This window comes from Stenotrophomonas sp. 71799_Sma, assembly GCF_056482505.1.
Genome location: NZ_CM151202.1, coordinates 597,975 through 617,924, shown reverse-complemented (window position 1 = coordinate 617,924; position 19,950 = coordinate 597,975). Strand labels below are relative to the sequence as shown.

The window sequence follows — 19,950 nt, the reverse complement described above, 5'->3', positions numbered from 1 at the left end:
CTGGATGCGCCGCAGCATTGACGGAGCACCAGGCGGGCATTGGGTAGAATGGGCGATTCCACGCAGAAGGGTGCTTCAGCGCCTACGCCCCTCGATCTACGATGACGCCGACCTTCACAGACGAAGACCTGTTCCGCTGGATCGACGAATGGACACTGCAGAAAAGCGAGCAGTGCCTGGGTGGCGTGCGCAACCGGCAACTTCGCGATGGCCTGCTGACGGCCGAGGTACAGGGTTCGGCCAGGCATCCCTACTACGTGGAGATCGATCTGACGGCCAGTACGCGCACCGCGCGCAGCCGCCTGCAGAGTGCCTGTTCCTGCCCCGTCGGCCGCACCTGCAAGCATGTGGCGGCGGTGCTGGTCTCGTACATGCTGGATTCGCTTGCCATGGACGACGAGAGTCCCCTGACCGAACAGGACCTGGCGCAACCGCCGCGTCCTGAACTGCTGGCGGAGCTTTCGCGTTGGCAGAGCGCGCGGATCCGGCCGGCCCAGCCACGCCGGAACGGTGTCATCTTCGAACTGTCCACCTACAACCACCACCCCGCCGTGCTGGTCCGGCGCGTCAAGTACGGGACCGATGGTGCGATCAGCATGGGCAAGTGGATGGATATCACCGCGGACCTGCTGCTGGATCCTCCGACCTATCTCACGCCGACTGATCTGGCGGTGATGATCCAGCTACGCACCCAGCGGCAGCCCGCGACGAAGGACGAATGGATCGACTTCGCGGCCACCCTGCAGTTGATCGTCTCCAGCGGCCATGGCTGGGTCTCCTGCGGTACGCACGGCGACGTGCCGGCCCGGTCAGGAGCTCCACGCCGCGGCGAACTGGGCTGGACCGTTGGCATGACGCAGGGCGCGACGCTGCTGGAACCCACGTTGAGCGTGGAGGGCGGCGCCAGAGGCGTGGTCCTGGGCCGGAGTGCGTGCTATCTGGACCCGGTCACCGGCGAGGTCGGTCCGCTGCTGCTGGATGTCAGGGCCGAGGACGCCGACGCCTTCCTGAGCCTGCCCAATCTGTTACCCAACGAAGAAGCGGTGGTCGCACAGATGCTGCAACAGATCGACCCTGCCCTGCCGCGCCCCGGTGCAAGCGACACACTGCCCACCCTGCAGATCAGCGCGATGATCCCCGTGCTGCGCCTGCATACGATTGAGTTCCGGCCGGCGTGGCTCGGCCGCCGCGACCCGTCGCAATGGGCCGATATCGCGACCGTGGCCTTCGAGTACGACGAGCACGTGCGGTTCCTGGATGATCCGAGCCTGTTCGCACTCGATCCGGAGGGCCAGCTCGCCCTGCTGCCCCGTGACCTGGCTGAGGAATCACGGCGCGAGGCCGAGCTGCGCACAGTGGGACTGTATCGCGACACAGACCCGCGGGCGCCATTGGACGGCGCTGGCCCGCAGTTCCAGCTGCGCACCCATGACTGGACACGGTTCCTGCTGGATGACGTGCCGCGCCTGGAAGCCTTGGGCTGGAAGGTGGAGACGGACGACGACTTCCGCCATCGCATCACCCGGGTGGATGAGATCGACCTGGACATCCAGGCGGACCCGACGGATGCGGGCTGGTTCAACCTGGGTCTGGACATCCAGGTGGAAGGCCGCAACGTATCGATGGTTCCGCTGCTGCAGCAGGTGCTGCAGTCCGATCCCCGCTGGATGCGTGGCCAGCTGGACGCCATCGGCGATGACGAGAACATCCTGTTGATGGCAGGCGACAACACCCGCCTGGCACTGCGGGCCGCGCGACTGAAGCCGATCATGGCCCTGTTGGCGGACCTGTTCGCCCAGCGTGGCGCGCCGCTGCGCTTGTCAGCGCTTGACCGTGGCCGCCTGCAGGCACTGCAGGACACGGCGCGCCTGCAGTTCCGGGGCCGCAAGGATACCCAGGCGCTGGTGCAGCGGCTGATGCAGGCACCCGCACTGGGCGAAGTGCCGCCACCGGCGGGGCTGGTGGCAACGCTGCGTCCCTACCAGCTGGAGGGCCTGTCGTGGCTGCAGTACCTGCGCCAGCAGGGGCTGGGCGGGGTGCTGGCCGATGACATGGGGCTGGGCAAGACCCTGCAGACACTGGCGCATCTGCTGGTCGAGAAGGAAAGTGGCCGCCTGGACCGCCCGGCGCTGCTGGTGGTGCCGACCTCGCTGCTGCACAACTGGCAGAGCGAAGCGGCACGCTTCACCCCGGGCCTGCGCGTACTGACCCTGCACGGACCGGCACGTGAAGTGCTGTTCGAGGCGATCCCCGAGCACGATCTTGTACTGACCACGTATCCCCTGCTTTGGCGCGACGAGCAGGCGCTGCAGGCACATACCTACCATCTGCTGATCCTCGACGAGGCCCAGCAGGTGAAGAACCCGAAATCGCGGGCGGCGGTCACCCTGCGCACGCTGCAGGCGCGTCATCGCCTGTGCCTGACCGGTACGCCGCTGGAGAACCATCTGGGCGAACTGTGGACGCAGTTCGATTTCCTGCTGCCCGGCCTGCTCGGCAGCGAAAAGCAGTTCAACCAGCATTGGCGCCATCCGATCGAACGCGGCAGCGACCACCGTCGCGCCACGTTGCTGGCGCAGCGTCTGCGCCCCTTCATCCTGCGCCGGCGCAAGGATCAGGTCGCGTCAGAGCTTCCGCCCAAGACCCTCATTACCCGCGCGGTGGAGATGGAGGGTGGCCAGCGTGATCTCTATGAAACCGTGCGTGCGGCGATGGAAAAGCAGGTGCGCGAAGCCATCAGCGGCAGCGGGTTGGCGCGCAGCCATATCGTGGTGCTGGATGCCTTGCTGAAGCTGCGCCAGGTCTGCTGCGATCCGCGCCTGCTGCCGGGCGACGCCCCTGCACGCAATGCCGGCTCGGCCAAGCTGGAGCTGCTGCGCGACATGCTGCCGTCGATGGTCGAGGAAGGCCGGCGGATCCTGGTGTTCTCGCAGTTCACCGGCATGCTGGCGCTGATCGCGCAGGCGCTGGAGGAGCTCGGGCTGGCCTATGTGACGCTGACCGGCGATACCCAGGACCGGGCCACACCGGTGCAGCGCTTCATGCAGGGCGAGGTACCCGTGTTCCTTATCAGCCTGAAGGCCGGTGGCGTCGGGTTGAACCTGACTGCTGCAGACACCGTCATCCACTTCGATCCCTGGTGGAATCCGGCGGCCGAAAACCAGGCCAGTGACCGCGCCCACCGCATCGGCCAGCAGCAGCCGGTGTTCGTCTACCGGCTGATCGCCGCAGGCAGCATCGAAGAACGGATTGCCGAGCTGCAGGAACGCAAGGCCCTTCTGGCGGAATCGATTCTGGAAGGCGGCGGCAGCACGGGTCCACGCTTCAGTGAGGAAGACGTCCAGGCGCTGCTGGCGCCGTTGCCGGGCCTGCCGGCCAAGCGCACCCGCCGGCCAGGCCGACGATCGCCGCAGGCCTGATCCGTGGCGCCAGTCAGGTGGCGTTCTCCGATGGAAACGATTCCCAAACGGGACTGGGACTACAATTGAGGGCTGAGCTCACAAAGGATCTGATCGATGCCCCTGCCCGCCTTCAAGGCCTACGATATCCGCGGCCGCGTGCCGGAAGAACTGAACGAAGACCTGGCGCGCCGCATCGGCGTCGCCCTGGCTGCGCAGCTCGCTCCCGGCCCGGTGGTCCTCGGCCACGATGTGCGCCTGACCAGCCCGGCGCTGCAGGATGCACTGGCCGCAGGCCTGCGTGGTACCGGTCGTGAGGTAATCGACATCGGTCTGTGCGGTACCGAAGAGGTCTACTTCCAGACCGATCACCTCGGCGCAGCCGGCGGTGTGATGGTGACCGCCAGCCACAACCCGATGGACTACAACGGGATGAAGCTGGTCAAGGAGAACGCCCGCCCGATCAGCTCCGATACCGGCCTGTTCGCGATCTCCGATGCGGTCGCCGTCGATACGTCCGAGGCCCAGCCGCCACGCGCCGGGCAGACCGCCCAGCATGACAAGAGCGCCTATGTCCAGCATCTGCTGAGCTACGTCGACGCCGCCAAGCTCAAGCCGCTGAAGCTGGTGGTCAATGCCGGCAACGGTGGTGCGGGCGCCATCGTCGACCTGCTGGCACCGCACCTGCCGTTCGAGTTCATCCGCATCTGCCACGAACCCGATGGCAGCTTCCCCAATGGCATTCCCAACCCGCTGCTGCCGGAAAACCGCGCCGCCACCGCCAATGCGGTGCGCGAACACGGCGCCGACTTCGGCATTGCCTGGGACGGTGACTTCGACCGCTGCTTCTTCTTCGACCATACCGGCCGCTTCATCGAGGGCTACTATCTGGTCGGCCTGCTGGCCAAGGCCATCCTGGCACGCAATCCCGGCGGCAAGATCGTGCATGACCCGCGGCTGGTCTGGAACACCGTGGAAATGGTTGAACAGGCAGGCGGCGTGCCGGTGCTGTGCAAGAGCGGCCACGCTTTCATCAAGGAAAAGATGCGCGCCGAAGATGCGGTGTACGGCGGCGAGATGAGCGCCCACCACTACTTCCGCGAATTCGCCTATGCCGACTCCGGCATGATCCCGTGGCTGCTGATCGCGCAGCTGATTTCCGAGAGCGGCCGCTCGCTGGCCGACTGGGTCGAAGACCGCATGGCGGCCTATCCCTGCAGCGGCGAGATCAACTTCAAGGTGGCCGATGCCAAGGCCGCCGTGGCCCGCGTGATGGAGCACTTCGCCGCGCGGTCGCCCGCGCTGGACCATACCGATGGCATCAGCGCCGATTTCGGCGACTGGCGCTTCAACCTGCGCAGTTCCAACACCGAGCCGCTGCTGCGCCTGAACGTTGAAGCCCGCGGCGACGCAGCGCTGATGCAGGCGCGCACCGACGAAATCTCCCGCCTTATCCAGCAGTAATCAAGGAAGATCATGAGCAACATCCAGCCCGTCATCCTGTCCGGTGGTTCCGGCACCCGCCTGTGGCCACTGTCGCGCGAGGCGTATCCGAAGCAGTTCCTGCCGCTGGCAGGCGAACAGACGATGCTGCAGGCCACCTGGCAGCGCGTCGCGCCCATCGCCACCCACGGCCCTTTGGTGATCGCCAACGAAGAGCACCGCTTCGTCGCTGCCGAGCAGCTGCAGCAGGTCGGCGCCGAGCCGGCTGCCATCATCCTGGAACCGGTTGGCCGCAATACGGCGCCGGCGATTGCGGTCGCAGCATTGGAGGCCACCCGCGACGGCGCCGATGCGCTGCTGCTGGTGCTGCCCTCGGACCATGTGATCACCGATGAGGCTGCGTTCCGTGCAGTCGTGCAGGCTGCAGCCAGCGCTGCCGAAGCCGGCAAGCTGGTGACCTTCGGCATCGTGCCGACCGGTCCGGAAACCGGCTACGGCTATATCAAGGCCGCCAATGGGCAGGGCCTGCGTGCCGTCGAGCGTTTCGTCGAAAAGCCCGACCTGGACACCGCCACCGGCTATGTGGCCAGCGGCCAGTACTACTGGAACAGCGGCATGTTCCTGTTCAAGGCCTCGCGCTACCTGCAGGAACTGGAGCGCTTCCAGCCCGACATGCTGGCCAGCAGCCGCCAGGCCTGGCAGCAGGCCCGTCGCGATTCGGATTTCACCCGCCTCGACAAGGAGGCGTTCGCCACCGTTCCCTCCGATTCCATCGACTATGCCGTGATGGAAAAAACCGAAGACGCCGTGGTGATTCCGCTGGATGCCGGCTGGAACGACGTCGGTTCGTGGACCGCACTGCGCGATGTCTCGCATCAGGATGGCGATGGCAATGCGCACCAGGGCGACGTGATCGCGATCGACTGCCGCAACACCTATGCCTATGCACAGCGCCTGGTGGCACTGGTCGGCCTGGATGACGTGATCGTGGTCGAGACCGACGATGCGGTGCTGGTCGGCAAGGCCGACCGCATGCAGGAGGTCAAGACCGTAGTGGCGCAGCTGAAGGCCGACGGTCGCAGCGAGGCCACCTGGCATCGCAAGGTCTACCGCCCGTGGGGCGCCTACGATTCGATCGACAACGGCGAGCGTTTCCAGGTCAAGCGCATCACCGTCAAGCCCGGCGGTACGCTCAGCCTGCAGATGCATCACCATCGCGCCGAGCACTGGATCGTGGTCAGCGGCACCGCCGAGGTGACCCGCGGCGACGAGGTGATCCTGCTCAGCGAGAACCAGAGCACGTACATCCCGCTGGGCGTGACCCATCGCCTGCGAAACCCGGGCAAGCTGCCGCTGGAGCTGATCGAGGTGCAGTCCGGCAGTTACCTGGGGGAGGATGACATCGTGCGTTTCGAGGACACGTACGGGCGTAGTTGATCCGACGCCCTGCGGCGGGTGCCGACCGTCGGTCGGCACGTCGCCTACCGGGTCAGGCAATCTCCGCCATCACCCGCTTCAGGCCGTCCTGCCATGTCGGCAGCACGATGCCGAAATCCTGCTGCAGCTTGCGGTTGTCCAGCACCGACCAGGCCGGGCGCTTGGCCGGGGTCGGGTACTCGGAACTGGGAATCGCCTCGACGGTCGGCACCTTCGCCAACACGCCGGTCGCCAGCGCTTCGGCGAAGATCGCCTCGGCGAACCCGTGCCAGCTGGTCTGGCCGCTGGCCGTCAGATGCCAGGTGCCGGACAGCTGCCCCGGATGCTGCAGTGCCTGCGCGGTGACATCAGCGATCAGCGCAGCCGGTGTCGGCGTGCCGATCTGATCGGCTACCACACGCAACTGGTCGCGCTCGGCACCCACCCGCAGCATCGTGCGCAGGAAATTGGCGCCATGCGAGGCGTACACCCACGCCGTGCGGAAGATCAGATGGCGGCCACCGGCAGCGCGCACGGCCTCTTCGCCATCACGCTTGCTGGCGCCATACACACCCAATGGCGCGGTCGGCTCGTCTTCGCGGTAGGGCGCGCTGCCCTGGCCATCGAACACGTAGTCGGTGGAGTAATGCACGAAGGGCACGCGATGGACGGCGCACCAGCGTGCAATCACGCCCGGTGCCTGCGCGTTGGCAGCGAAGGCCGCATCGACGTCCTGTTCGGCGCGGTCCACCGCCGTGTAGGCGGCCGCGTTCACCACTACCGACGGCTGGAGACGATCCAGAAGGGCCGGCAGAGTGTCAGGCTGGCCGAAATCAGCCACCTCGCAGGCGCTGCCATCAGGCAGCTGACCACTGCGGGTGGTGGCAACCACTTCACCCAGCAGCGTCAGCGCGCGTAGCAGCTCCTGGCCGACCTGGCCATTGCCACCGAACACCAGAACGGTCATGGCACGTAGACCGGCAAGCGATCTTCAGCGATGTCCTTCAGGAACGGCGCGTTCTCGTCTTTGGCCGACAGAGTCGGTGCGCTGACCGGCCAGTCCACCGCGATATCAGCATCGTTCCAGCGGATACCCGCATCCGCCTCCTTGACGTAGACATCGGTGCACAGGTAGCTGAACAGCGCACGTTCGGAGAGCACGGCAAACCCATGCGCGAAGCCTTCCGGAATCCAGAACTGCTTCCTGTTTTCCGCACTCAGCACCACCGCTTCCCACTGGCCGAAGGTCGGCGAGCCACGACGGATGTCCACGGCCACGTCATAGACCTCGCCCTCCAGCACGCTGACCAGCTTGCCCTGCGGGCGTGGCCATTGGTAGTGCAAACCGCGCAGCACACCGCGGGCGGACGAGGATACGTTGCTCTGCACGAAACTGCCCGGCAGGCCTTGGTCCTGGAAGCGTTCGGCATTCCAGGTCTCAAAGAAGAATCCGCGCGAGTCGCCGAACACTGCCGGTTCGATCACCCGGCATCCTGCCAGCGAAGTCTCAACGATCTTCACGGCACTACGCCTCGTTCAGCCAGCTTGTTCAAGTACTGACCATAGCCATTCTTGATCAACGGCGCGGCCAGCGCCTGCAACTGTTCGGCGCTTATCCAACCCTTGCCGAAAGCGATTTCTTCAGGGCAACAGACCTGCAGCCCCTGGCGGGTCTGGATGGTCTCGATGAAGTTGGAAGCTTCCAGCAGCGACTGGTGAGTGCCGGTATCGAGCCAGGCATAGCCACGGCCGAGTGCCTCCAGGTGCAGATTGCCTTCTTCCAGGTAACGCTTGTTGAGATCGGTGATCTCCAGCTCGCCGCGCGGCGACGGCTTCAGCTCGGAAGCGTAGTCACTGGCCTTGCCATCGTAGAAGTACAGGCCGGTGACTGCGTAGTTCGAACGGGGATTCTCCGGCTTCTCGACCAGATCGATGACCTTGCCGCTCGTGTCGAACTCTGCGACGCCATAACGCTCCGGGTCGTTCACCCAGTAGCCGAACACGGTCGCACCATCCACGCGCTCATCGGCGCGCTTCAACACTTCACGCAAACCGTGGCCGTGGAAGATGTTGTCGCCCAGCACCAGGCAGCTCGGCTTGCCGGCGACGAAGTCGCGGCCGATCAGGTAGGCCTGGGCCAGCCCATCCGGGCTCGGCTGCACCGCGTACTGGATATCCATGCCCCACTGCGAACCATCGCCCAGCAACTGCTGGAACAACGCCTGCTCGTGCGGGGTGTTGATGATCAGCACTTCACGGATGCCCGCCAGCATCAGCACGCTGAGCGGGTAGTAGATCATCGGCTTGTCGTACACCGGCAGCAGCTGCTTGCTGACGCCCTTGGTGATCGGATAGAGGCGGGTGCCGGAACCACCGGCGAGGATGATGCCCTTGCGCTGGGTCATGGTGTCTCCTGGATTCAAGCCGTGGTGCCGATGCGCTGCAGACGGTAGCTGCCGTCGAGCACACCGTTGACCCAGTCCTGGTTGTCCAGGTACCAGTCGACGGTGAAGGCAATGCCCTGCTCGAAGGTATAGGCCGGTTCCCAGCCCAGATCGTTCTTCAGCTTCGACGCATCGATCGCGTAACGGCGGTCATGGCCCGGGCGGTCGGTGACGTAGGTGATCTGGCTGCTGCGCGGCTGGCCATCCGCACGCGGGCGGCGCGCATCGAGCAGCGCGCAGATGGCCTGCACCACTTCGATGTTCTGCTTTTCCGAGTTGCCGCCGACGTTGTAGGTCTCGCCGACCTGGCCCTTGGCCAGCACGGTACGGATCGCTTCGCAGTGGTCGGACACGAACAGCCAGTCACGCACCTGCTTGCCGTCGCCGTACACCGGCAGCGGCTCGCCGGCCAGCGCCTTGGCGATCACCAGCGGGATCAGCTTCTCGGGGAAGTGGTACGGGCCGTAGTTGTTGGAGCAGTTGGTGGTCAGCACTGGCAACCCGTAGGTGTGGTGGAACGCACGCACCAGATGGTCCGAAGCCGCCTTCGACGCCGAGTACGGCGAATTCGGGGCGTACGGAGTGGTTTCGCTGAATTTGCCGGTCTCACCCAGCGTGCCGTACACCTCGTCGGTGGACACGTGCAGGAAACGGAAGGCCGTGCCCTGTTCGACCGGCAGCGTCTTCCAGTAGTCGCGCACTGCTTCCAGCAGGCCCAGGGTGCCGACCACGTTGGTCTGGATGAACGCGCCCGGGCCGTCGATGGAACGGTCCACGTGGCTTTCGGCGGCGAAATTGAGCACAGCGTCCGGGCGGTGCTCGGCCAACAGACGCGCTACCAGCTCGCGGTCACCGATGTCGCCCTGCACGAACACGTGGTTGGCGTTGCCTTCGAGGCTGGACAGGGTCTTCAGGTTGCCGGCGTAGGTCAGCGCATCGAGGTTGATGACCTTGACGCCGCGGGCGACAGCTTCGAGAACAAAGTTACCGCCAATGAATCCGGCACCGCCGGTGACAAGCCATGTGGGCACTACCTGTTCTCCTGTTGATGATTCATATCGGTCGCATGCCGCAACCCGGTTCAGCGCAACAGGATACATCGGGGGCACCTTCACGACTGCCTTCGCACCGTGAACGAGGCATAGCATCCGGCATACCCTTGTCGCACCGCAACATAACCATACGCATTCGCATGCGTCCCCCCAAGCCAGCTAGAATCGGGGTCCCACCCCCGAACCGGTTGCTTTTCCAGGACCGGATGATCTCCAGCAAATGTGAGCCGGCCAGCGGCCGGCACTACAAGGACCCCGTACCAGATGAAAATCCTCGTCGCGTACAAGCGCGTGGTGGACTACAACGTCCGCATTCAGGTCAAGCCGGACGGTTCCGGCGTGGTCACCGACGGCGTCAAGCTGTCCCCCAACCCCTTCGATGAAATCGCCCTGGAAGAAGCCCTGCGCCTGCGCGACAAGGGCATCGCCAGCGAAGTCGTGGTTGCCACCATCGCCCCGGCCGACGCCCAGGCGCACCTGCGCAACGGCCTGGCCATGGGCGCCAACCGTGCCATCCACGTCGTCACCGACCAGGCGGTCCAGCCGCTGACCGCGTCGCGCACCCTGCTCAAGCTGATCGAAAAGGAACAGCCGGACCTGGTGATCCTTGGCAAGCAGGCCATTGATGACGACGCCAACCAGACCGGCCAGATGCTGGCCACGCTCTGGGGCCGCCCGCAGGCGACCTTCGCCAGCAAGCTCGAAATTGCCGACGGCAAGGCCACGGTCACCCGTGAAGTCGATGCCGGCCTGGAAACACTGGAAGTCGATCTGCCGGCCGTGGTCACCACCGACCTGCGCCTGAACGAGCCGCGCTTCATCAAACTGCCGGACATCATGAAGGCCAAGGCCAAGCCGCTGGAGACCCTGCAGCTGGCCGACCTCGGCGTTGAAGCCGCCGACACCTTCAAGACCACCCAGTACGCCGCGCCGTCCAAGCGCAGCAAGGGTGTGATGGTCAAGGACGCGGACGAACTGGTTGCCGCACTCAAGCAGAAGGGGTTGCTGTAATGAGCAGGATTCTCGTCATCGCCGAGCACCACGACGGCAAGCTCAACGCCGCCACCGCCAAGACCATCAGCGCCGCCGCCGCGATCAACGGTGCCAGCATCGATGTGCTGGTGCTGGCCGCCGATCCGGTTGCCGTGGCCGCCGAGGCCGCGAAGATCGCTGGGGTCGCCAAGGTCCTGACCGTGGCCAATGCCGCCAACGCACAGGCCATCGCCCAGGTGCTGGCGCCGCAGATCGCACAGCTGGCCAAGGGCTACACCCACGTATTCGGCCCGTCGACCACCTTCGGCAAGGACCTGATGCCGTGCGTGGCCGCCCTGCTCGGCGTCAACCAGGTCTCCGATCTGATGAGCGTTGAAGGCAGCCACAGCTTCAAGCGCCCGATCTACGCCGGCAACGCAATCATCACCGTGGAAGCGCCGGCTGACCAGATCGTGGTCGCCACCGTGCGTGCCGCCTCGTGGCCGGAAGCCGCCCAGGGTGGCAATGCCACCGTTGAAGCAGCCAGCGTCGACGCTGCCCTGCCGACCCACACCCGCTTCGTCGGCCTGGCCGCCGGTGCCAGCGACCGCCCGGACCTGCAGAGCGCCAAGCGCGTGGTCTCCGGTGGCCGTGGCGTCGGTTCGGAAGAGAACTTCAAGGTCATCTTCCAGCTGGCCGACAAGCTCGGTGCCGCCGTCGGTGCCTCGCGTGCCGCCGTTGACGCCGGTTACGTGCCCAGCGACCTGCAGGTCGGCCAGACCGGCAAGATCATCGCACCGGAACTGTATGTGGCGGTCGGCATCAGTGGTGCGATCCAGCACCTGACCGGCATCAAGGACGCTGGCACGATTGTCGCGATCAACAAGGACGGCGACGCGCCGATCTTCGAGATTGCCGATATCGGCCTGGTGGGGGATCTGTTTGCGATCCTGCCAGAACTAGAGAAGGCGCTCTGAACAGCGCAATGTGAAAAAGCCCGGCGAAGTTCGCCGGGCTTTCTTGTTTTACCTGACCCGTCCTGAATTGAGTTGGCACATTTCCCGTGGGAAAGGAATGTTCAATGAGGTCAACACCCTGACGGCGCCATCCTGATTTCACCGCGATGGCCTGTAAGACGGATCATCTCGCCCAGCGTTTACTCCCACGGGCATCATTCCGATCGCAGTATCCAAGAATTGCTCCTGGGAAGGTCCGCCGCATGGTGGCCGAGGCCGTGGAAGTAAATGACAGCGATCGGCCCCGCCTGGTCTTTGGAATGCACGCTCTTTACAGCAGGCAGGAGCGCCTTTGCCGCCTCACGGCGGTCGGCTCCTTCCACGCGCAGTCAAATACAGACCAGAATGCCGCCTTCAGGTCGCTTCAAAACAAAACCGGGATCAGGCCAAGCCGGATGCTTCGCACATTCTTCGATATCGCCCGGCTCGGCGGGCACGTGATTCAACGTGCGTCCATTGGAAAGCTCAAGCAGCCCTTTCAACGCGCGCTTGTCGGCGAACGCAGTCAGATTCAGGTCCATCCAAGCCGTTGCCAAGGGCATGGAATGTGCCCAGTTCAGGCGGCGATTGACCACGGCAACCGGCATCTGGTCCGTATAGCCAGGCGTACGGATCATTTCGTCATATATGCGCTGTGCAAGCAGGCGATCGAAGGCGTTCAACTGCAACTGATCGCTGTGCACGCGATGACCCACCGCTGTAAAGCTCAGCAGCAGTATCCCCCCGAGTACTAGAACCAGTGCCCGCCCCAACCGCCCCTGCGCGAACCATCCCACCCAGTAGATGCCCATAGCGCACGCAAGAACAACCCCTCCCAGCACGCGCGGCGCAGGCCACCAAACCTTACCGACCGCGATCACGCCCATAGCGGCTGCCGGAACAAGCCCCATTGCGATGATTGGCAAGACGGAACCCATGCGAGGGCGCACCAGAAGACGAAGCAACAACAGAAGCCAGCCCGACGCAACCATACCCCAGAAGAGCCCCTTGGCTGCAGATCCGTACGCTACCAGCAAGGTACGCTGCCACAGAAATCCGCCTAGCGAGACAATTTCCTGGGCACGCAGATAGAGCTTATCCAACGGAAGAAAGCCGGCTCGGCCGACTTCACTGATGCCAAGAGCGGTCACCAGCGACTTGTGAATACACAGGTACGCCACCAAGGCACCACCCAGTACCAGAATGGCGTAAAACAGAGGCCGGTACGCTGCACACTCACCACGCAACGAGCCCCCAGTCCGCAGATAGGTCTGGATGATACCCAGCAATATCATCAATGCTGCAATGTTGATCAGCAGCTGGTACATGGACAGCGCCGCCACCAGCATGATCCAGGCCAACCACCAGAACCGTGGCCGCGTAGCCACGATGAAGATCGCGGCAACGCCCATCGCACAGGCCAATTGCGCAGTGAATGATGCCTCGGAGAAGGTCAGGATTTCCGCCGAGTAGGGATGCAAGGTCACCATCAATGCGGCAAGACCTGTCGCACCGAGACGGCGCTGTCGCCGGTCGGCAAAAGCTGTAAACATCAAAGGAGTGCTGAAAGCGAAAACCGCCAGCCCTACGCCCTGCAACAGGGTCGCGAATGCCAAGGGATCAATCGCAAACGCGCCCAGCAGCTTGAAGACCAGGAACTGCCCGAACCGGCCTTGGCTGAAAAGCTGCTCGAGCGTCGGCCATCCCTGCAGATAGGCATAGGAATCCGTTGACAGCCCTGGGGAAAGCACAAAGGGCAGCCGGGCCAGAGTGGTCAGGCCTGCCACCACCAGGCAGGTCAGCAGCAGCTGCCCGATCGCAGACGCCGGCAGCAAGCCACGGAGCCGGGCATGCAGGGGACCATAGTCAATCATGTTCTCGGCTCCACGATCGGGCAACGCAATGCATCAATACGTACTCGTGTTCCGTGGGGACAGCACCCATACAAGATGGCGATCGACCATCAGCCACTGTGGGACTTCGGCACGCTGATCAATCTCGCCCTGAATACGGGCGCAGAGCACATCGTCGCAGGGCCGGGTGTAGATCGACATATCCTTGAACAGGTAATTGCGCAGGGCTCGATTGCTGTGCAGCCACCCCATGGTTTGATTGCCATGGACGTCACCGAACAGGATCACATCGTCGAATCGTCCCGCATTGGCCGCCTGGACCCGTGAGATCTCCATTCCGGTGCTCTGCATGGCGGGAAAAACATGCCTGGTGCCGGAATAGGCCGATTGCCAGCCGAGCAGGCCGGTAGAGGCCAGCGGCAGCGCAAGCAGCAGGCCAGGCAGCAGAGCCCTGCGCTCGTACACCAGAAAGATGATTGGCACAGCGCAAAGCAGCCAGAGCCACACTGTTGAGCGCAAGGGAATCGATAAGCCAGAGATCACCGAAAGCGAGGCATCGATGCTCAGCAGCATTGCTGCTGACAGCAGCAATGCAAGGCATTGGCGGGTACGAATGCGCTGATGGATACATAGGGCAAACGCAACAGCAGCGGCAAGAAGGGCGGGCCAAAGCGGCTTGACCGCCTGGAACCACGCCAGATAGCGCTCGATGTTTCCCTGCAGCGAACCGCCATGCATCAGAGGAGTAGCTTCACGCCACGCTGCCGGCTTGATCGAGAACGTCCCGTGAAACACGTAATTCAACGTAAAGACCAACAGCACAGCGCAGGCAAACGCCAGCACATATATCAACGCCCCGAGCACGATGCTCCGATAACTGCCGTTGCATCGCGCCGCGTACATGAGCAGGAAAAGAGGGCCGAAGGAAGGATAGAAAAGGAATCCCGCGACGACCGCAACAGCCATCACGAGGCGCCTTCGCCCATCACTTTGCGCTCGCTGCATGGCCAGGCAACCCAATACCGTCACGACGACGCCGGTGACCTGCGTCACCGGCCACTGCATGGTTTCTGCAGTCATTGGTGACAGAAATACCAGCAGTGCAGCCAACACACCTGACGACGGGGACACCACCCTTGCAATGGCAACGCACATCAGCGAAAACGCGACCAGATACAACCCAAACGCGGCCTGGATGCTGAGATAGGGGCTGAACTTGGACCACAGGAAGTTGCCCCACCGCCCTTCTGAACCGGCCTTGCTGAAAGGAGTTTCGAACCCCTGGTCGAAACCGGATAGCAGCCAGTCGAAATCATCGTGGGCGATGAACGGCGCGGTGAGCTGACCCAGGCTGTACATGCCCAGCAGTATCAGGGCGGCATACAGCAGATAGCTGCGATCCAGGCGATCAAACCCGCTCTCACAAGCGCGGGCCAGCTGATTCAAATTCATACGTGGCATGATGTCCATCAGCTGCCCCGAATCCAGCAGCCGGGACTGCTGGCACAGGGCCAGTACGGGGCAGCCCGCCGTGCACCGGGCCATGATCGGCCCTATACTAACTGACTAGGTGAATTTTCCTCCACTTCGGGGTGGGTATGGCGACCAACGCGGCTATGGGCGACCCGTCAAGCCAGATCGATCTTTCGATCGTTGTTCCGGCTTATCGCAGCGAGAAGACGCTGGCATCGCTCGTCGCGGCCATTGAAGCCGCCATCGGCGGGCGATACGCGCTGGAGTTGATCCTGGTCAACGACCGTAGCCCGGACCGTTCCTGGGCGGTCGCATCCGAGCTGGCCCGAACCCATTCATGGGTCCGGGCGGTGAATCTGCGCAAGAACGTCGGACAGCACATGGCGATCTTCGCTGGGCTCCGGGAGTGTCGTGGCCGGGTCATTGTTACCATGGACGACGACCTGCAGCATGCGCCGTCCGATATTCCGACCCTGGTGGACGCCCTGGATGCCGACCATGACGTCTGCTATGGCACGTTCACCGGGCGCAAGCATGCTGCCTGGAAAATCCTCGGCAGCCGCTTCAACGATCTTGTGGCGACATGGCTGCTGGAGAAGCCCAAAGGGCTTTATCTGTCTCCGTTCAAAGCGTTCAAGCGTGGCGTTCGCGATGAGGTAGTGCAGTTCCGCGGCCCTGCCATTTACCTGGATGGCCTGATCCTGTCGGCCACCTCACGCATCACCACGCGAAGCGTGGGCCACCATGCCCGCGAAGACGGCACTTCAGGCTACAGCCTGAAGAAGTCGATCTCGCTGTGGTTGAAGATGGCCACCAGCTTCTCGGTCGCACCGCTGCGGATGGCATCCCTGACCGGCATGGTCATTTCAGCCATTGGCTTCATCTTCGCTGCGTTCATCACCGTCCACAAGCTGCTCGATCCGAGCATTGCTGTGGGCTGGTCGTCGCTGATTGTGGCCATCCTGATCATGGGCGGCGTGCAACTGTTGGCACTGGGCGCCATCGGCGAATACGTCGGTCGAATCCTGCTCAATTTCACCACACCCACACAATACGCCATTGCCGAGCGCGTAAACCCGGCGCCGGACACGCAACAATGAAGTCGCACCAGGCCAAGCAACTGGCGGGGAAGCTTGTCCGCTTTGGCGCAGTGGGTGGTACCAGCACGTTGCTGTTCTCCGCGCTGACCTGGCTGCTGGTCAGCAAAGGCGGCATGCACCCGGTACTGGCTACCGTGGTGGCTTATCTGCTGCTGCTCCCGCCCAACTTCATCGCCCACAAGTATTTCACCTTCGCGTCCAAGGGACAGGTGTCCACGGAGTCGACACGATTCCTGCTGGTGCATGGCCTGAACATCGCGTTGTCGGCCGGGGGCATGGCAATCATCTCCCAGGCATCCCTGGACTATCGCTGGGGCATTCTGTTCTCGGCCATCGCGGTGCCGATCATCGTCTTTGTGGTGATGAACGCCTGGGTCTTCCGCGCTGCGCCCCGACACTGAAGCCGGAAGCACAGGGCTTTTTCCCACCGTGCTGCTCTAGCGGAGCGCGGGGCTTCCAGAGAGGGCCTGCTGCCAGCGCCAGGCATCAGCGCAGATGTCCTGGAGGTCCTTCTGCGCACGCCAACCCAGCACTCGATTGGCCAAAGAGGGGTCGGCCCAGCACTCGCCGATGTCACCAGCGCGACGATCCTGTAGGCGATATGGGATTGGACGGCCGACCACCGCCGAGAAGGCTTCAATCAGCTCCAGCACCGAGTAGCCACGACCGGTTCCCAGATTCAACGTCAGTTCGCGCTCACCGCCTGTAGCGAGGGCATCGAGTGCCGCAACATGCGCCTTGGCTAGATCCATCACGTGAATGTAGTCGCGCACCCCGGTTCCATCGGGCGTTGCGTAGTCGGCGCCGAACACACGGATGTAATCGCGTTGCCCCGCAGCAGTCTGGGTGATGTAGGGAGCAAGATTGTTCGGCACTCCCCGCGGCAGTTCGCCGATCAGCCCACTGGAATGCGCGCCGACAGGATTGAAGTAGCGAAGAATTGCCGCGTTCAGGGAAGCACCCGGCGCATGCACGCAATCACGTATCAGCCATTCCCCGATCAGTTTGGTGCGCCCGTAAGGGTTGCCGGGCCCAACGGGTGCTCCTTCGGCGACCGGGCATGTTTCCGGCTGACCATAGACCGTCGCCGAAGAGCTGAACACGATGTGGCGGCTCCCCACCGCCTGCATGGCCTCCAACAGGCAGGTGGTTCCCGCGACATTGACATCGTAGTACCTGGCCGGCTGTTCCGTGCTTTCCGAGACCGACTTCAAGGCAGCGAAGTGAATGACCGCGTCGGGCCGGAAACGCTGCATGCTCGCCACGAGAGCCTTGCTGTCCCTGATGTCCAGCTCATCCAATGCAAGTCGCTGCCCGGCGATACGCTCGATGCGATCAACGATCCACCGCTCGCTGTTGCAGAAATTGTCGATCACCTGCACCTGATGACCTGCAGCCAGTAGCTCCACAACTGTATGCGATCCGACAAAGCCGGCCCCGCCCGTAACCAGAACCTTCATTCTTGAGTGCCATCCATCTGTGACTTGTGCTGCGCCGCCGTATCCGGAGTCAGATATCCATCCAGTTCGCGCAATCGCTGGCGGAAATCAGACCAACCGCGATCGCGTCGCAAGGATTCAACCTGCCGCTTGACCCGCGCGTTGCGCAGTGCGGCCGATGCACGCAACCGGCCCAGCTCCTGCACGAAACCATCCACATCATCTGCAACGGCGACCATATCCTGGGTAGCCAGGAAGTCGACAATGCCGCCTACCGCAGCTGCACAGATCGGCAAGCGCGCCGCAGCCACATCGAACAGGATCGTCGGAGTGCCTTCCCATGCAGTGGTATGCAGGTAGGCAAAGTGCTCGCTGCTGGCTACAGCTTCCAGTCGATTGAACTCACCATGCAATGTGACGTTGGCCAGCGAGCGCAGCCGTTGAAGGTCCTGCCCAGCAGCACCAGACATCACTTGGGCACCGTACACGTCGAACTGTACATCGGGCATCTGTGCCGCGATGGCGGCCAGCAGGTCCGGCCGCTTCTGCCGGTCCAGGCGCCCCGCCCAAAGTACGCGCGCGGCGGAATCGGCAGACAGTGCCACGTCGACCGCTTCCGGAAGGGTACCGTCATAGGGGAAAGGGACCACCGTGAACAACGAAGCGGGGATACCCAGTTCGCGCGTCCAGATCCTTGGGTAGCAGGAATTGTCACAGATCACTGCGGACAGGTAGGGATAGCAATAGCGAAGATAATCTCGCGCATACCCGACCGGGTTCATCCGCTGGTCGTAGTCATCACAGAAGATGGACGCGTAGATCCGGCTGTGCTGGGTAAGCGCCAGCCCGTGGCGAAGGATCATTTCCCAGCCGACCCGGGAGTTCACCAGATGCACCAGCGGCGCACGCAGCTGCACAAGCACGCGCGTCATCACTGCCACTTGCTGGTTGAAGTCGAGCGACGCACACAACCCGCCAAAGTCTACGTGGGTAGCCTGAGGCGGGAGGCGTGACGCCCACGGTGACGCTGCGTTCTCCGTCGACAGCACCAGGATCCGCGCCTTGGCGTTGCTTTCCACGATGGCATTGCAGTGGTAGAGGATCCCCCGGTCCGCGCCCCCCTGCTTCAACCAGGGAATCAGCAGGACGTGACTGTAGGGCAGCGAGCCGATGGCCTGGGAGACGGCATCGAAGACGCGACCAGGAGCCACATCCATTGGCACTGCATAGAACGCGTAGCGATCCACGCCCGACCCTGGTGGTAGCAGTTCAGGCTCCAGTGCCGCGAGCGTAAGCATTTCTTCCTGCAGCCACGCAGGCATGGCCGGTGCAGACGCGCCATGGGTGCCGGCTTGTTCCAAGCCGTCCGGCCCGAACAGCAACGCGTAAAGGTGCCGCACCCAATGAGCGACACGGCGCGTGTAGCGGTTTCGCACCCAGCGGCTGTGGGTCATGCGCTCAAGCATGGTCGCGCCCTTGGCCGCGATCGCGCCCCAACGCGAACAGCGATGTCATCGGGACGACGGTCTTCATCGCATGGCTGGCTTCGTTGAGCGATCCATGCCACTTGCGCCGATAGAAGTACGCCGCGCCCCAAGCGAGCCGGTGCACGACGCCACGCGCGATGGTTTCCGAGTTCCAGTACCAGTCTTCATAGCCGAATCCGGTCTGCCGTGGATAACAGGCCACATATGGGATTTCCTCGTAAAGCGCGCGCGTGGAGAATGCCGCGCTGATCCACGGATTGACGCTGAGCAGGGCGTGCTCGTCGTAATAGGGGCCCGTCTGGTCGACCTGCCAGTTGAACGCGCTGTACATTCCAAAGCTCAGCACCATTTCCGGGTGCAGCACGAACCGTCCATCCAGCTGCGCGGCTTCCTTCAGGTGCATAAGGAAGTAACGGGTCGAAATCAGATCATCGCCGTCCAGTGTGCAGATGTAGTCAGCGCTGCTGGCAGCCACGCCCGCGTTCCGCGCCAATGCCAGATCACCAACCTGGGTTTCGACAACGGTCTCGCTGCCATCCAGGTCCGGATGATTGACCACGAACGCACGCGTCTGCGCATCTGCCCGATCCAGCACCAGCACCAGTTGCACCTCCACCCCCTGCTGGCGGGCGATATTGCGCGACAGCGCGTAGGAGCGCAACGTGGTATGCGCCAGTATCCCCTCTCCATGGAAGGTGACAATGGCACTCAGTGCCGGCACGTTCATTCGCCACTCCTGTGGCTCGGCCGCATCGCAGTGCACCGTTTACGACTGCAGTTCATTCTGCACCACCAGATTGTCATGGGTTACCACCGGGGCCGGAGCCAGCCGCTGGCGTTTCGTTGATCATACTTGCGGCCTGGAAGACTGAGTGAAT

16 protein-coding genes are annotated in these 19,950 nt (G+C 63.5%); 7 read left to right on the top strand and 9 right to left on the bottom strand.

Annotation, left to right across the window (positions count from 1 at the left end; all coding sequences use genetic code 11):
* The first annotated feature begins 101 nt into the window (after positions 1 to 101).
* The 3 genes from ACZK4Z_RS02790 (at position 102) to ACZK4Z_RS02780 (ending at position 6,278) form a co-directional block, all read left to right on the top strand.
* Positions 102 to 3,419 carry a DEAD/DEAH box helicase gene (locus ACZK4Z_RS02790; RefSeq protein ID WP_125892537.1) on the top strand — a complete coding sequence of 1,106 codons (3,318 nt, stop codon included), beginning with the start codon at positions 102 to 104 and terminating at the stop codon, positions 3,417 to 3,419.
* Positions 3,420 to 3,515: 96 nt separating this feature from the next.
* Positions 3,516 to 4,862 (top strand): phosphohexomutase domain-containing protein, encoded by a 1,347-nt coding sequence (locus tag ACZK4Z_RS02785; RefSeq protein ID WP_125892535.1) that lies wholly within the window; start codon positions 3,516 to 3,518, stop codon positions 4,860 to 4,862.
* A gap of 12 nt (positions 4,863 to 4,874) precedes the next feature.
* Complete coding sequence (locus ACZK4Z_RS02780) at positions 4,875 to 6,278, top strand: mannose-1-phosphate guanylyltransferase/mannose-6-phosphate isomerase (RefSeq protein ID WP_100437840.1); 1,404 nt, start codon at positions 4,875 to 4,877, stop codon at positions 6,276 to 6,278.
* A 52-nt stretch (positions 6,279 to 6,330) separates the two neighbouring features.
* Here ACZK4Z_RS02780 and rfbD read toward each other — a convergent pair whose 3' ends face one another.
* From rfbD to rfbB, 4 genes are read right to left on the bottom strand one after another with little or no spacing between them, the layout of a single operon-like run.
* Complete coding sequence (gene rfbD, locus ACZK4Z_RS02775; RefSeq protein ID WP_478451174.1) at positions 6,331 to 7,224, bottom strand: dTDP-4-dehydrorhamnose reductase; 894 nt, start codon at positions 7,222 to 7,224, stop codon at positions 6,331 to 6,333.
* Positions 7,221 to 7,778: a dTDP-4-dehydrorhamnose 3,5-epimerase gene (gene rfbC / locus ACZK4Z_RS02770; RefSeq protein ID WP_125892530.1), complete on the bottom strand. Its 558-nt coding sequence runs from the start codon at positions 7,776 to 7,778 to the stop codon at positions 7,221 to 7,223. Before rfbC ends, rfbD begins: the two co-directional genes overlap by 4 nt.
* Positions 7,775 to 8,662: a glucose-1-phosphate thymidylyltransferase RfbA gene (gene rfbA / locus ACZK4Z_RS02765; RefSeq protein ID WP_125892528.1), complete on the bottom strand. Its 888-nt coding sequence runs from the start codon at positions 8,660 to 8,662 to the stop codon at positions 7,775 to 7,777. Before rfbA ends, rfbC begins: the two co-directional genes overlap by 4 nt.
* Before the next feature lie 14 nt (positions 8,663 to 8,676).
* A complete protein-coding gene (gene rfbB / locus ACZK4Z_RS02760; protein ID WP_125892527.1) occupies positions 8,677 to 9,732 on the bottom strand; it encodes a dTDP-glucose 4,6-dehydratase in 1,056 nt (351 codons plus the stop codon).
* A 285-nt stretch (positions 9,733 to 10,017) separates the two neighbouring features.
* Between rfbB and ACZK4Z_RS02755 the strand changes: the two genes are divergently transcribed.
* Complete coding sequence (locus ACZK4Z_RS02755) at positions 10,018 to 10,764, top strand: electron transfer flavoprotein subunit beta/FixA family protein (RefSeq protein WP_125892525.1); 747 nt, start codon at positions 10,018 to 10,020, stop codon at positions 10,762 to 10,764.
* The gene (locus ACZK4Z_RS02750) at positions 10,764 to 11,702 is read left to right on the top strand and encodes an electron transfer flavoprotein subunit alpha/FixB family protein (RefSeq protein ID WP_125892523.1); all 939 of its coding nucleotides are present in this window, start codon (positions 10,764 to 10,766) and stop codon (positions 11,700 to 11,702) included. The genes ACZK4Z_RS02755 and ACZK4Z_RS02750 overlap by 1 nt, the downstream gene beginning before the upstream one ends.
* Before the next feature lie 368 nt (positions 11,703 to 12,070).
* On the opposite strand, the gene ACZK4Z_RS02745 is transcribed toward ACZK4Z_RS02750, so the two are convergent.
* Positions 12,071 to 13,594 (bottom strand): glucosyltransferase domain-containing protein, encoded by a 1,524-nt coding sequence (locus ACZK4Z_RS02745; protein WP_125892521.1) that lies wholly within the window; start codon positions 13,592 to 13,594, stop codon positions 12,071 to 12,073.
* Between the two features lie 33 nt (positions 13,595 to 13,627).
* Positions 13,628 to 15,043: a hypothetical protein gene (locus ACZK4Z_RS02740; RefSeq protein WP_478451173.1), complete on the bottom strand. Its 1,416-nt coding sequence runs from the start codon at positions 15,041 to 15,043 to the stop codon at positions 13,628 to 13,630.
* 128 nt (positions 15,044 to 15,171) lie between these two features.
* Here ACZK4Z_RS02740 and ACZK4Z_RS02735 point away from each other — a divergent pair, with 128 nt between their 5' ends.
* On the top strand, positions 15,172 to 16,146 hold the full coding sequence (locus ACZK4Z_RS02735) for a glycosyltransferase family 2 protein (RefSeq protein WP_260467261.1): 975 nt from the start codon (positions 15,172 to 15,174) through the stop codon (positions 16,144 to 16,146).
* On the top strand, positions 16,143 to 16,547 hold the full coding sequence (locus ACZK4Z_RS02730) for a GtrA family protein (RefSeq protein WP_107432738.1): 405 nt from the start codon (positions 16,143 to 16,145) through the stop codon (positions 16,545 to 16,547). Before ACZK4Z_RS02735 ends, ACZK4Z_RS02730 begins: the two co-directional genes overlap by 4 nt.
* Positions 16,548 to 16,583: 36 nt before the next feature.
* On the opposite strand, the gene galE is transcribed toward ACZK4Z_RS02730, so the two are convergent.
* The 3 genes from galE to ACZK4Z_RS02715 are packed head-to-tail and all read right to left on the bottom strand — an operon-like array spanning position 16,584 to position 19,799.
* A complete protein-coding gene (gene galE / locus ACZK4Z_RS02725; RefSeq protein WP_125892517.1) occupies positions 16,584 to 17,606 on the bottom strand; it encodes a UDP-glucose 4-epimerase GalE in 1,023 nt (340 codons plus the stop codon).
* On the bottom strand, positions 17,603 to 19,039 hold the full coding sequence (locus ACZK4Z_RS02720; RefSeq protein WP_185749936.1) for a glycosyltransferase: 1,437 nt from the start codon (positions 19,037 to 19,039) through the stop codon (positions 17,603 to 17,605). Before ACZK4Z_RS02720 ends, galE begins: the two co-directional genes overlap by 4 nt.
* Positions 19,040 to 19,043: 4 nt before the next feature.
* On the bottom strand, positions 19,044 to 19,799 hold the full coding sequence (locus tag ACZK4Z_RS02715; protein ID WP_125892513.1) for a glycosyltransferase family A protein: 756 nt from the start codon (positions 19,797 to 19,799) through the stop codon (positions 19,044 to 19,046).
* Between the last annotated feature and the right edge of the window lie 151 nt (positions 19,800 to 19,950).